This is a genomic window from Arthrobacter sp. YD4 (genome assembly GCF_030410515.1).
Taxonomy (GTDB): Bacteria; Actinomycetota; Actinomycetes; order Actinomycetales; family Micrococcaceae; genus Arthrobacter.
On record NZ_JAUHHD010000006.1, the window covers coordinates 162,922 to 175,591 of the forward strand.

General features: G+C 69.6%; 14 protein-coding genes. All 14 read right to left on the minus strand.

What is annotated here, in order from left to right; genetic code table 11:
* Positions 1-2: 2 nt before the first annotated feature.
* The 14 genes from QWJ39_RS15335 to QWJ39_RS15400 all read right to left on the minus strand — a co-directional run bounded on the left by QWJ39_RS15335 (position 3) and on the right by QWJ39_RS15400 (position 12,655).
* Entirely contained in the window at positions 3-1,475 is a 1,473-nt protein-coding gene (locus QWJ39_RS15335) for a hypothetical protein (RefSeq protein ID WP_290258736.1), read from the minus strand.
* Positions 1,453-3,501, minus strand: coding sequence for a flagellar biosynthesis protein FlhA (locus QWJ39_RS15340; RefSeq protein WP_290258737.1), 2,049 nt, complete (start codon positions 3,499-3,501; stop codon positions 1,453-1,455). The genes QWJ39_RS15335 and QWJ39_RS15340 overlap by 23 nt, the downstream gene beginning before the upstream one ends.
* A gap of 40 nt (positions 3,502-3,541) precedes the next feature.
* Positions 3,542-4,624: an EscU/YscU/HrcU family type III secretion system export apparatus switch protein gene (locus tag QWJ39_RS15345; RefSeq protein WP_290258738.1), complete on the minus strand. Its 1,083-nt coding sequence runs from the start codon at positions 4,622-4,624 to the stop codon at positions 3,542-3,544.
* A complete protein-coding gene (locus QWJ39_RS15350) occupies positions 4,624-5,382 on the minus strand; it encodes a flagellar biosynthetic protein FliR (RefSeq protein ID WP_290258739.1) in 759 nt (252 codons plus the stop codon). The genes QWJ39_RS15345 and QWJ39_RS15350 overlap by 1 nt, the downstream gene beginning before the upstream one ends.
* A 1-nt stretch (position 5,383) precedes the next feature.
* A complete protein-coding gene (fliQ, locus tag QWJ39_RS15355; RefSeq protein WP_290258740.1) occupies positions 5,384-5,659 on the minus strand; it encodes a flagellar biosynthesis protein FliQ in 276 nt (91 codons plus the stop codon).
* On the minus strand, positions 5,656-6,444 hold the full coding sequence (gene fliP / locus QWJ39_RS15360) for a flagellar type III secretion system pore protein FliP (RefSeq protein WP_290258802.1): 789 nt from the start codon (positions 6,442-6,444) through the stop codon (positions 5,656-5,658). Before fliP ends, fliQ begins: the two co-directional genes overlap by 4 nt.
* Before the next feature lie 83 nt (positions 6,445-6,527).
* On the minus strand, positions 6,528-7,124 hold the full coding sequence (fliO, locus tag QWJ39_RS15365; protein ID WP_290258741.1) for a flagellar biosynthetic protein FliO: 597 nt from the start codon (positions 7,122-7,124) through the stop codon (positions 6,528-6,530).
* On the minus strand, positions 7,125-7,853 hold the full coding sequence (fliN, locus tag QWJ39_RS15370; protein WP_290258742.1) for a flagellar motor switch protein FliN: 729 nt from the start codon (positions 7,851-7,853) through the stop codon (positions 7,125-7,127).
* A complete protein-coding gene (locus QWJ39_RS15375; RefSeq protein WP_290258803.1) occupies positions 7,850-8,737 on the minus strand; it encodes a flagellar motor switch protein FliM in 888 nt (295 codons plus the stop codon). The genes fliN and QWJ39_RS15375 overlap by 4 nt, the downstream gene beginning before the upstream one ends.
* A gap of 58 nt (positions 8,738-8,795) precedes the next feature.
* Positions 8,796-9,665, minus strand: a complete 870-nt coding sequence (locus QWJ39_RS15380; protein ID WP_290258743.1) for a flagellar motor protein MotB — start codon at positions 9,663-9,665, stop codon at positions 8,796-8,798.
* On the minus strand, positions 9,662-10,483 hold the full coding sequence (locus QWJ39_RS15385) for a MotA/TolQ/ExbB proton channel family protein (protein WP_290258745.1): 822 nt from the start codon (positions 10,481-10,483) through the stop codon (positions 9,662-9,664). The genes QWJ39_RS15380 and QWJ39_RS15385 overlap by 4 nt, the downstream gene beginning before the upstream one ends.
* Positions 10,484-10,486: 3 nt before the next feature.
* Positions 10,487-10,774 (minus strand): flagellar FlbD family protein, encoded by a 288-nt coding sequence (locus QWJ39_RS15390; RefSeq protein ID WP_290258747.1) that lies wholly within the window; start codon positions 10,772-10,774, stop codon positions 10,487-10,489.
* Positions 10,775-10,996: 222 nt separating this feature from the next.
* Positions 10,997-12,166, minus strand: a complete 1,170-nt coding sequence (locus QWJ39_RS15395) for a flagellar hook protein FlgE (protein WP_290258748.1) — start codon at positions 12,164-12,166, stop codon at positions 10,997-10,999.
* A gap of 30 nt (positions 12,167-12,196) precedes the next feature.
* A complete protein-coding gene (locus QWJ39_RS15400; RefSeq protein WP_290258749.1) occupies positions 12,197-12,655 on the minus strand; it encodes a flagellar hook capping FlgD N-terminal domain-containing protein in 459 nt (152 codons plus the stop codon).
* Positions 12,656-12,670: the final 15 nt, after the last annotated feature.

The window sequence follows — 12,670 nt, forward strand, 5'->3', positions numbered from 1 at the left end:
ATCTACCCTTCGCTGCCGTCTGCGGCGGCCCATGGAAGCGGGTGACCGGCCGGCTTCCCGTCGATCCATCCCACCGCGATGTTCAGTGCCTCGACGGTCTCCGGCGAGGAAGTGTAGGCGGCGCCAACGACGGCCATGGCGTCGATCTCCAGCCGCGACCGGACCAGGTTGATCCAGCGGGCGGTGTCCGCGGTTTTCCGGCCGGCATCCACCACCACCCAGACCTGGTCCGGGGAAAGGGCCGCGAGGGCCTGGAGCCGCGCCAGCGCGTGCCGGCCCTTGCCGAGGCCGAAGGCCGCAATGACCGTTTGTTCGGTTTCCACGGCGTGGGCGCGGGCCGCCGTCGCGCTTTGGCGCCCGTCCAGGTGCAGGTGGCCGTAGGCGCTGAGCTCGCCCGCGGTGCGCACGTCCGCGCCGCCCGCGGCGATGGACATGTCCAGGGCCGTGTCGAGCGGGTCGTCGCCCAGGCCCACCAGAACCACCAGGTCTCCGGTGCCGCGCAGTGGAACCGGAGCCGGGATGCGTTTGGGAGCCGCAGGCGCCTCGGACCGTTCCTCGGTGCGGCGAGCGCTTTCGGCTGGTTCGGCGGGCCCGAGCAGGCTCACGGCGGCGGTGCGGGCACCGGCTGCCGCGGCGCCGGGTGCGGTTCCCGCGGGTGCGCCGGACGGCGCGCCGGCGGGCTGCGGCGCCCGCGCGGGTGCCGGAGCGGCGGCGGCCGACGGCGGTTGCAGCCCGGAGCCGAGCTGATTCAGCAATTCGGCGAAGCCGGGCGTCTCCGTGGACAGTGCCGGCTGTGCCGGCCTGTGCATGGTCATCTCGGCGGCATCTGCCTCGGCCAGCAGGGCCGCGATGGCGCCGCCCTGCAGGGCATGGCCGGGGGCGGATACCCGGGCCTGCTCGCCGGGGGCGGTAGCAGAAGCGGCGGGCCCCGGGGCGGCTCCCCCGGCGGCGCCCGCCGGCGGCGCCGGCGTGGCGGAAGCGGCGGGCTCAGTCTTCGCTGCCCGGCCGGACTTGGCCGCCTTGGCGGCCTTGCGGCGGGACTTGCGGCCGGGCTCCTCGGCAGCCGGGGCTGCCGGGGACGCGCTCGGCGCCGTCGACGCCGGTTGAGGTGCAGCGGCCGGGGCGCCCGGCACGGACGGAGCGGCCGGCACCGACGGCGAGGACGAGTCAGGCGCCGAGGACGGATCGGACGCCGGGGCCGGGGCCGCCGGGACACTGTCGACGGTGGCGGCCGGCGCGCCGTCGCCGTCGGCGTTCAACACGTCGGCGTCGGGCACCACCTCACCGGTGACGACGTCGTGCCGGGGCTGCAACTCGACCACCGCCTCGTAGCGGTTGGCCGCGAACATGCCCGCGATGCCCGGGCTGATGACGCGTTCGGCCGAGACGATCCGCGCCGCGGGGCCGTACTGGGCCCGGGCCTTAGCCTGGATTTCCTCGAGCGAGGCCCCCTTAAGCCGATAGCGGTTCGGCATGGCGCACGACTCCTACGGTCTCGATCCGGACATTGGCGGAGGTGACCTCCCGGTAGGAGAGCACCGGGAGGGACCCGGGCTGGGCACCCATCAGCCGGTGGATGGCCGGGCGCAGGGCGGGTGCGCAGACCAGCACGGGCTGTCGGTTGGCGGCCGCCGCGGAGTCCATGGCGTTCTGGACCGAGCGGAGCACGGCGTCGAGGCGGTCCTGGCCCATGACGATCTGGCTGCCGCCCTCGGCCGGGCGCATGTCCTCCAGCATGGACTGCTCCAGCAGCGGGTCGATCATGATCACGTTGAGCACCGGTCCGTCCATGAACCGGGCGGTAAGCGCCGGGCCCAGGGACTGGCGGGCCGCCTCCACGAGGGACTCCGGATCGGTGGAGACCTTGGCGCGGAGCGTGAGCGCCTCGTAGATCCGGGCGAGGTCGTTGATCGGGACCTGCTCGTCCAGCAGGCCCTGCAGGACCCGCTGCAGTTCGGCGAGGGAGAGCAGCGCGGGAGTAAGTTCCTCGACGGCGGACGGGCTCTGCTTCCGCACGCCCTCGGTGAGGACCCGGACGTCTTCGCGGGACAGCAGCCGGGCGGCGTTGGCCGTGACGATCGAGGACAGGTGGGTGACCAGGACGGAGACGCGGTCGATCACGGTGGCGCCGGTCATTTCCGCGTTGTGCCGCATCTCGGCGGGGATCCACTTCCCGGCCAGGCCGAAGACCGGTTCGATCATCGCCACCCCCGGCAGGGACTCCAGGGAGTCGCCCAGGGCCAGCATCTGCCCGGCCGGGGCACTGCCCCTCCCGGCCTCCACGCCGGCGATGCGGATGGCGTAGGTGGCCGGCGGCAGGTCCACGCTGTCGCGGGTCCGCACCGGCGGGATGACCAGGCCCAGGTCCATGGCGATCTTGTGCCGGAGGGACCGGACCCTGGCCAGCAGGTCGTCGGAAGCGCCGGAGACCATGTCCACCAGGTCCGGGGCGAGCAGGATCTCCACCGGGTGGATCCGCATCTCCTCGAGCAGCTTCTCGTTCGGGTCCTGCTGGGGGGCGCCCAGGGCGGCGGCCTCGGCCTCGCTGTCCTGGGCGGCCTGCCGCTGGGCGGCGACGGTGCGGCGCGAGGCCAGGACCAGGCCGGCGCCCACCAGGATGAACGGCAGCGGCGGCATGCCGGGGATCAGTGCCATGGCCATCGCGGCCACGCCGGCGATCATCAGCGCGTTCGGGGACTGCAGCAGCTGGGTCGAGGCCGTCCGGCCCATGTCCGCCTCGGCGTTGGACCGGGTCACGATCATGCCGGTGGAGACCGCCATCAGCAGGGCGGGGATCTGGGTGACCAGGCCGTCGCCCATGGTCAGCAGGCCGTAGGTGCCCAGCGCGTCGCCGATCTGCTGGCCGCGCTGCAGCATGCCGATGGCGATGCCGCCGACGAAGTTGATGATGATGATGATGATGCCGGCGATCGCGTCGCCCTTGACGAACTTGGAGGCACCGTCCATGGCGCCGTAGAAGTCGGCTTCGGCGGAGACTTCGGCGCGGCGGGCGCGGGCCTGGGTGTCCGTGATCAGGCCGCCGTTGAGGTCGGCGTCGATGGCCATCTGCTTGCCGGGCATCGCGTCGAGGGTGAAGCGGGCGCCCACCTCGGCGACGCGCTCGGCGCCCTTGGTGACGACGACGAACTGGATGACCACGAGGATCAGGAAGACGACGGCGCCGATGATCATGGACCCGCCCACGGTGACCTTGCCGAACGCCTCGATGACCTGGCCGGCGTAGCCGTTGCCCAGCACCAGGCGGGTGGAGGCCACGTTCAGGCCCAGCCGGAACAGGGTGGCCACCAGCAGCAGCGAGGGGAAGACGGAGAAGTCCAGCGGCTTCTTCACGAACATGCTGGTCAGCAGCACCAGCAGCGCCAGCAGGATGTTGCAGACGATCAGGAAGTCGAGCAGCGGTGCCGGGACCGGGACCACCAGCAGGAGCACGATGCCGACGATGCCGATGGGCACCGCCAGCCGGGCGAGCCTGTTGTTCATGACGCGGTCCTTTCACTGGGGCGTGCGCAGCAACGAGGGTTCATAGTGTGGCTCCCGCCATCCGGTGCAGCCCGGCGGCGGAGCCACGGGCCTTGAGAGACATGACGAAGGCCAGGACGCCGGCAACGGCGTGGTAGAAATCGACCGGGATTTCCTGGCCCAGTTCGCAGGCGCCGTGCAGCGCCCGGGCCAGCGGGATGTCCTGCACCATCGGCACCCGCTTGTCCTCCGCTTCCTGGCGGATGCGGGCCGCGACGTGGCCGGCGCCTTTGGCCACCACGCGCGGGGCGGACTTGCCCGGCTCGTACTTGAGCGCGACGGCGACGTGCGTGGGGTTGACGAGGACGACGTCGGCGTCGCTGATCGCGGCGATCATGCGGTTCCGGCTCATCGCCAGCTGCCGTGCCCGGCGCTGGGAGCGGATCAGCGGGTCGCCTTCGCTGCTCTTGTTCTCGTCCTGGACTTCCTTCTTGGACATACGGGTCTTCTTGCGGTTCCGGCGCATGACCACGAAGAAGTCCACCGCCGCGAGGCCGATGCCGGCGAAGACCGCGAACTGCACCAGGGAGGCGACGCCGCCGCCGGCCGCCGCGACGACGCCGGAGACCGGCAGCCCGCCCGCGGTCAGCAGGACCGGGATCAGCCCCTGCACGACGGAGTAGAGCACCAGCCCGACGACGGCGACCTTGAGCAGTGCCTTCGCCCCGCCCCAGAGTGCCTGGGTGCCGAAGCTGCGCTTGAGCCCGTTGAGCAGGTTGAAGTTCTCGAAGTCGAGACGGAACTTTTTGACGTGGATGCCGCCCTGGAGGGCGGAGCCGATCAGCACCGCAAGGAACACCACCACCAGCATCGGGGTGATGATGCCGGTGACGGAGCCGAGTCCGTCGGTGAGGGCCTTGAGGGCCTTCGCCGGGTCCGGGTCCGCCATGACGGACCGGACGCTGAAGATCTGGTCCACGGCGGAGTTGGCGCCGCTCTGGATGGTGGCGGGGATCATCACGGCGGCCGCGCCGACGGCCAGCCAGGCGGTGAGGTCCTGTGAGCGGGAGAGCTGGCCCTTGGACCGGACCTCCCGCATCCGTTTGTCGGTGGCTTGCTCGGTTTTTTCCTGTGAATCAGCCATCAGCCCACCCCCAGCACCGTCTTGGCGGCCTGGCCGGCCAGGGTGGACACGATCCGCGGCAGCGCCAGGAACAGGAAGGCGGCCAGCGAGAGGGTGAGCATGATCTTCAGCGGGAAGCCCAGCGAGAACGCGTTCAGCGCCGGCGCCACACGGGTCAGGAGGCCCAGCCCGACGTCGGCGAGGAACAGCACCACCAGCAGGGGCCCGGCAATCTGCACCGCGGCCAGGAACATCCCGGTCACGGCGGAGGTCATGGCCTGGACGGGCTGGGCGAGGTCGAGGCCGCCGGCCAGGGGCAGCGCCGTGAAGCTGCCGGTGAGTCCGGCGATGACCAGCTGGTAGCCGTCGGAGGCGAAGAGCAGGGCCAGGGCAGCCATCTGCAGCAGGCGGGTGAACTGCGCGCCGTTGACCATCATCTGCGGGTCGAACGCCTGGGCCATCTGGAAGCCGCTGAAGAGGTCGATCAGGCTGCCGGCGGACTGCACGGCGGCGAAGACCAGCAGCACCAGGAAGCCCAGGACCAGACCGGTGGCCAGTTCCAGGACCACGGCGGTGAAGAACCCCGCGGTGTCCTTGGCGGTGTAGCCGCCGGAGACGCGGCTGGTGACGGCCAGGCCGAGGCCCACGCCCAGCATCGCCTTGATCCGCGCGGGGAAGGCCGCGTGCGCGAACGGCGGTGCCACCACCAGGAACGCGGTCATCCGGACACTCGCCAGGAGCAGGACTTCCAGCCAGGTCTGGTCGATCGGGATGCCCACCTCACATGCCCCCGAGCAGTCCGGGGATCTTGGCGAAGAGGTCGTTGGTGAAGGAGACCATCTCGGTGATCATCCAGTGGCCGCAGACCAGCAGGGCCACGGCGACGGCGGCGAGCTTGGGCACGAAGGACAGCGTGGCTTCCTGCAGCTGGGTGATGGACTGCAGCAGCGAGATGGCGAGGCCCACCACGAGCGCGGTGACCAGCACCGGGGCGGAGAGCTTGGCGGCTACGATCATGGCCTGGAGGCAGATGTCCAGGACGGCGTTGGCGTTCATCCGGTCCCCGCGTAGCTCTGGATCAGCGAGGTGATGATCAGGCCCCACCCGTCCACCAGGACGAACAGCAGGATCTTGAACGGCAGCGAGATCATGACCGGCGGCAACATCATCATGCCCATGGACATCAGAGCGGCGGAGACCACCAGGTCGATCACCAGGAACGGGATGAAGATGACGAAGCCGATGATGAAGGCCGCGCGCAGCTCGGAGATCATGAACGCCGGGATGAGGGTCTGCAACGGCACCGCGTCCGGGTTGGCGGGGTTCTCCATTCCCGCAGCGCGGGTCATCAGCGCGATGTCCTCCTCGCGGGTGTGCGCCAGCATGAAGTGCTGCAACGGCACGGAACCGGCGCTGAGTGCGCCGTTGAAGTCGATGGTGCCATTCAGGTAGGGCTGCACGCCGGTGGTGTTCATCTCGTTGATGACCGGCCACATGACGAAGATCGAGAGGAACAGGGCCAGGCCGGCCAGGACCTGGTTCGGCGGGATCGAGGGCAGCGAGAGCGCGTTCCGGGTCATCGCCAGCACCACGAAGATCTTGGTGAAAGAGGTCATCATCAGCAGCAGCGCCGGTGCCACGGAGAGCAGCGTGATGCCGATCAGGGTCAGGACGGCGCTGGAGGGCTTCCCGTCCATGCCGTTGATCTCGATGTTGACGCTGCCGGTGTCCGGGCTCGCCGGGGCGGAGGGGGTTGCCGGGGGCGTCGGCGGCACCGGTGCGGCGTGGCCGGCGGCGGCGTTGAGCCAGAGCAGCAGGATGGCCAGGAGCACGGCGGCCAGGCCGAGGGCCAGGATTTTCTGGAAGCGGTCGACGGCGGCGGGTGCGGGTGCGGGCTGGAGCGTGGAGGACGTGAGCGGGCGGATCAATTGCGGCGTCCGCTCCTGAGCGCGGCGGCGGCCTGCTTCCAAGTGGATCCGGAGAGGATCGACCCGTGCAGCGGCGGGTGGGTGGTGCCCGGGGTGGGGCGGCCCGCGGCGGTGCGGGGATGGCCGTCGCGGTGCATGGAGCTACGGCGGGAGAGCGGGAGCTCCGCGGCGGGGACGCCGGGGACGGGAGCGTCCGCGGCGACGGTTGCGGCGGGCGCGGCGGTTGCGCCGGCGGCCCCCGTGGCTCCGGCGGCGCCGGTGGCGCCGGTGGCGGCGAGGATCTGGGCGAAGGCGCCGGCGGCACCGCGGCGCGGTTCGGCGTCGGTCGCCTCCACCGGTTCCTCCGGGATCTCCCCGGTGTGCAGGACGTTGACGGCGTGGTCGGTGACGCCCAGCAGGAAGCGCTGCCCGCCGGCGTCGACCACCACCACGGAGGCGCGCTGGCCCACGCTCTGGCGGCTCACCACGCTCAGGGTGGCGTCAGCCCGGCGTCGTCCCGGGCCCTTGCCCAGGCGGCGCTGGAGCACCCAGATCAGGCCCAGCACCGCGCCCAGGGCTACGACTACCCGCAGCCCAAGGATCAGCGAGTCCATTCAGCTAAGTCCCTCGGCCACGTCGAGGATCCGGGTGATGCGCACGGCGTAGTCCTGGTCCAGGACCACGACCTCCCCGTGGGCGATCAGTCGGCCGTTGAGCAGGACGTCGGCGGGGGCGCCGGCCGAGCGGTCAAGTTCGATGATCTTGCCCGGCTCGAGGGAGAGCACGTCCCGGACGGACATCCGGGTGCGGCCGATCTCCACGGTCAGGGCCATTTCGATGTTGTTGATGCGGCCCAGGCGGCCGGCCACGGTGTCACCGCCGCCGAAGAGGTCGCCGCCGCGGTCCTGCCCGCCGCCGTGTTCGCGCAGGCGTACCGCGAACCATGCGGCCGGGTTGGTGCCGTCGGAGAGTTCGAACACGGCCGTGTCCGGGTCCGTGAGCAGGCCGGAGGCGTCGGATTCGCGCAGGTCGGAGAGCACCCCGGCGCCGAAGACCGAGCTGGCGGCCTCCATCGCGGGGCGGAGCACGTCGGTGACGGAGACGACGCCGCCGCGGCCGCCGGCCATCCCGCCCGCCGCCTCGTCCAGGAAGGTGCGGTCGCTGAGCATCAGGGCCAGGTCCGCGGTGACGGACCCGACGAAGGTAGCGGTCACGGCCTGCCGGGCGTACGCCGCGGCGGCCCGCGCCGGGACGAGGGCCGTTACCTTGAGGGCCACCGGGCTGGGCAGCTCCTCGACGAGCCGTTCCGCCGACGATTCGTGCTTGGTCAGGGTCATGCTCATTGGTGGTTCTCCTCGATGGTGACAATGACTGCAGCGGCCCGGGACCCGTTGCGGGCGGGCGCGGCCGTTGCCAGCCGCGTGCCGTCCAGGGTCAGGTCAAAGGGACGGTTTTCCAGGTGCGGGAGGGTCAGCACGTCGCCGACGGCGAGGCCCAGCACCTGGCTGGGGGTGACGTAGGAGGTGGCGAGCCGGACGGAAAGTTCCACCGGAACCCGCTCCAGCTGGGAGCTGACCCTGGCGGCGGCGTCGCCGCGGTTGTCCGTGGGGTTGACCTTCTTCAACCGGCCCAGCAGCAGCGCCGCCGGGACGGCCAGGGTGGCGGGAGCGCTGATGTTGCCGACGTTGATGATGAACGCGGCGACGATCATCAGCTCGCTCGGCGCGGCGGCCTGGGCGAACTGGGAGTTGTATTGGACGGTGTCCACCTTGATGGCTTCGCTCAGCAGCGGCCCCAGCGAATAGCCGAGATCCTCGAGGGCTTCATCCATCAGCCCCTTCACGAGTGCCTGCTCGATCTGGGTGAACTTCCGGTCCGGCATGGCCGTGTCGTTGGAGGCGCCCAGCATCCGGTTGATCCATCCCAGGGCCGCGGGGGCGGGGAACTGGACCACCAGCTTGGAGTCCTGGGTGTCGACGGCGCAAAGCACCATGGCGGTCACCGCCGGCAGGGACGCGGCGTACTCGTCGTAGCTCTGCATCCGCACGTCCTCGAGCCGGACCACCGACTTGACGCGCACCTTGGCGGTCAACTGGGTGCCCCACTGCCGGGCGAAAGTCTCGAAGGCGAGCTCCAGGACCCTGCTGTGCTCACGCGCCAGCGTCGCGGGACGCCGGAAGTCATAGACGCTGACGGTCCGCTCCCGTGCCACTTCCCGTTCATCCATAACACTCACGGATGCCACTATCGGCAAGGGAACCGGGCCGGTAAGGCTGCGGCGGCGCCTATTTCTCGGTGAGTTTCAGTGCCTCGGGGATAAGTGCCCGGACGGTCTCCGGCTCGTTCGAGATGACCACGATGTCCACGCGGCGGTTGCGTTCCATCAGCTCCGGCGTGGAGTCGTCGTTGACCTGGCGGGCCGACCCGAACGCGACGGCGCCGATCCGCTCGGGCGGGATGCTGCCGCGGTCCACCATGAAGCGCAACACGTTGACGGCGCGGGCGGAGGACAGCTCCCAGGTGGAGGGGTAGGCGGTGATGCCGTTGGCGGCGTGGCCCTCCACCATGATCTCCAGCCCGGCCGGGGCGAGGATGGGCGAGATAATTTTGAGGACCTGGGTGGCACGGTCGGTCAGCTCGGGCCGGTCCGGGGCGAAGAAGGCCTGCGAACCGATCAGCTTCACGGTCAGCCCGCGCTGATCGATCTGGAACTCGACGTTCTCGGTCAGTCCGGCGGCGGAGAGTCCGGCCTTCATCTTCTCCTGCAGGGCGCGCAGCCGGTCCACTTCCTTCTTGGCTTCCTCCAATTGCTGGGCCTGGTCCGCCGACGCGGTCGCGGGAATGGAGGGCGGCGTGGAGGCCGGGGCCGACGCCGGGCTGGAGGCTGCGGCGAAGGCCTCGAGGTTTTTGTCGACGAAGTCGGGCGGCACCACCGTGCCTTCCGCGGTGTCCACCGTCTGGGTAGCGACCGTGCCGAAGCCGGTGGCCAGGGAGTTGCGGAGCTTTTCGAACTTGTTCGCGTCCACCGTGGACATGGCGTAGAGCACGATGAAGAGGCACATCAGGACGGTGACCATGTCCATGTAGGAGGCCATCCAGCGTTCGTCGACGTGGTGTGCCTCGGGCTTCTTGCGCCCGCGACGGCGGGAACTCACGCCGCGTCGTCCAAGCTGGCGGCCAGCCCGTCGCCGCTGGGGGCCTTCTTGCCGGAGCCGGCGCTCTTGAGCTGGTGTTCGGGCACCATGGAGCGGAGCCGTTCGGCCAGCAGCAGGGGCTGGGCACCGGCCTGGACGGCGAGCATGCCCTCCATCACCAGGGTCATGCGTTCGATTTCCAGTTCGGAGAGCCGGGCCAGGCGGGAGCTGAAGGGGAGCCAGATGAAGTTCGCGGAGAGCAGGCCCCACAGGGTGGCGACGAAGGCCGCGGCGATCATGTGGCCGAGTTCGTCCGGCTTGGAGAGGTTCTCGAGGACGTGGGTCAGGGAGACGACGGTGCCGACGATGCCCACGGTCGGGGCGTAGCCGCCGAGGCTGGCGAAGAACTTCGAGGACGCATGGTCGCTGCGGGTCTTCGTGTCGATCTCGTCCTCCATCTGCACGCGGAGGTCTTCGGCGTCGGTGCCGTCGGCGATGTTCTGGAGGGCGCGGGCGAGGAACGGGTCCTTGAGGCTGGCGGCCTCCTCCTCGAGGGAGAGCAGGCCCTCCGCGCGGGCCTTCTCCGCGAAGCGGACCATCTGGTCGATGCTTTCCTGCGGTTTGGCGGTCTTGCCCATGAACATTGCCGGCACGGCTTTGAAGGCCTGGATGACGTCCTTGAGCGTGTTGCCGGCCAGGCCGACGGCCAGGGTGGCGCCGAACACCAGGACCATGGGCCCGGGCAGCAGCAGCGAGGTGATGTTGCCGCCTTCGATGAACACCATGCTGATCACGGCACCGAAGGCGAGGAGTATTCCGATGATTGTTGCGGGATCCATGGGTTACTTCCTCGGTGCTTCGGGGTCCGGCGAGCCGGCGTCGTCGTCCGTCTCCGCGTCCGGGACCAGGCTCAGCGGATAGCCGGTCACCGCGGGAAAGTCCCGGGCCTTGCTCAACACGTAGGCGCGGTAGTCGGCGATCAGTTCGACCACTTCGGCCAGGCTTTCCAGCACCACGTAGGCGGCGCCGTCGAGCGTGACCAGATGGGTATCCGGGCTCTCGTGGATCCGTTCAATCAGGTCCGGGTTGACCGCGAAGCGCGTTCCGTTGAGGCGTGTGACGACGATCATGGGCCGATTCTGCTTTGGGGACGGCCTGGCCGGGGCGGACAGGCGGGACGGGTGTTCTCCCTTCACTGTCGGCCGGCGGGCCCCGTTCGTTAGGCAGGGGCGTTCCCGGACCCCGCTCCCCCGGGCACTTATCCACCCGGCAACCCGCGTTGCCCTATCACCTACGGCTGCTATCCGGCCGGTTTGGCCGCGGTAAGTGACAGGGCAACGACGACGGCGGTGCTAGCGCTTGAGCTGGGTGAGCTCCTGCAGGACCTCGTCCGAGGTGGTGATAATGCGGGCGTTGGCCTGGAAGCCGCGCTGGGCGACGATCAGGTTGGTGAACTCCTGGGAGAGGTCCACGTTAGACATTTCCAGGGAGCCGCCGGCCAGGGTGCCGATGCCGGGGTCCCCCGCCGCGCCGAGCTGGACGTTGCCGGAGTTGGCGGTGGCGACGTAGGAGGAACCGCCCGCCTTCTCCAGGCCGGCCGGGTTGGTGAACTTGGCCAGCGCGATCTTGGCGAGCACCTGCTTGGTGCCGTTGCTGAAGGACCCGATGAGGGATCCGTCGTTGCCAAGGGTGAAGGATTCGAGCTTGCCGACCGGCGCGCCGTCCTGGCCCGCGACGGTGAGGGAGTTCATCGTGGCGTAGCCAGAGACCTTGGAGAGGTCGATCTTCAGGCCGCCGGCGCTGGTCAGGGTTCCCCCCGAGGTCAGCTTCCCATCGGCGGAGAAGGTCATGGAACCGATGGAAGTGGCTCCATCCGCGACGTTCCACTTGCCTGCGGTCTTATCGAACGAGAAGTTCAGGGTCAGGGTGCTTTCGGCCCCGCTGGGGTCGTAGACCTTGACGACACGCTGGAGGGAGGTTCCATCGGCGGCGTCACTGGGCAGGTTGCCGTCCAACGTGACGGTCTTGGTGGGCGTCGCCACCATGGTGTTCGGGTTCAGCGTGATGTTGCCGATCGGACCGGCCGGGTCCACGGTGCCGCCGTTGGCCGTCCAGCCCTGCAGGATGCCGCCGTCGGGGCTGACAAGCTGGCTGTTGGCGTCGAAGGTCATGGACCCGGCACGGGTGTAGAGCTGCTGGCCGCCCTTGTTCGTGATGAAGAAGCCATCGCCGGAGATCATCATGTCCGTTGCGCGGCCCGTGCTCTGCGAAGAACCCTGGGAGAAGTTGGTGCTGACGCCTGCCACGCGGACGCCCAGGCCGATCTGCGCCGGGTTGCTGCCGCCGGTCTGGCCCTGCGGTGCGGAGGCACCCTGGGTCATCTGGGAGAGGGTGTCCTGGAACTGGGTGGTGGAGGACTTGAAGCCCGCCGTGTTGACGTTGGCAATGTTGTTGCCGGTGACGTCGAGCATGGTCTGGTGGGCACGGAGGCCGGAGATTCCGGAGTACAGCGAGCGGAGCATGGGAACTGCCTTTCTACGGGGAAGAGCTGATTAGGAGGCGGCGGGCGCCGTAATGCCGGAAATCGAATCGAGCGGAATGGAGAGGGTGCCAACCTTGACGGTCGGCACGCTGCCTGCGAAGGACACGGAGCCGGCGAGGCCGGTCCCGGTGGTGCCGTCGCTGAGGGTGTAATCGACGTTGTGACCCACCAGCTGTGCGGCGGCGGAGCGCATCTGCAGCGAGAACGCTTCCTTGCTGTTGGTGGTCATCTCGGTGGTCTTTTCCATCATGGAGAGCTGGATGGTCTGGCTCATCATCTGGTTGGTGTCCATCGGGGCGCTGGGGTTCTGGTTTTTCATCTGGGCCACCAGCAGCGTCATGAAGACATTGGCGTCCATGGTCTGGACGGGTGAGCGCACGGATGACGCCGGTGTGGAGGTTCCCCCGACAGCCTGCGGGGTGACCGGCTGAGGGGTAACGGACTGCGGGGTGATCGGCTGGATCGTCATGGGTCGCGTTCCTTC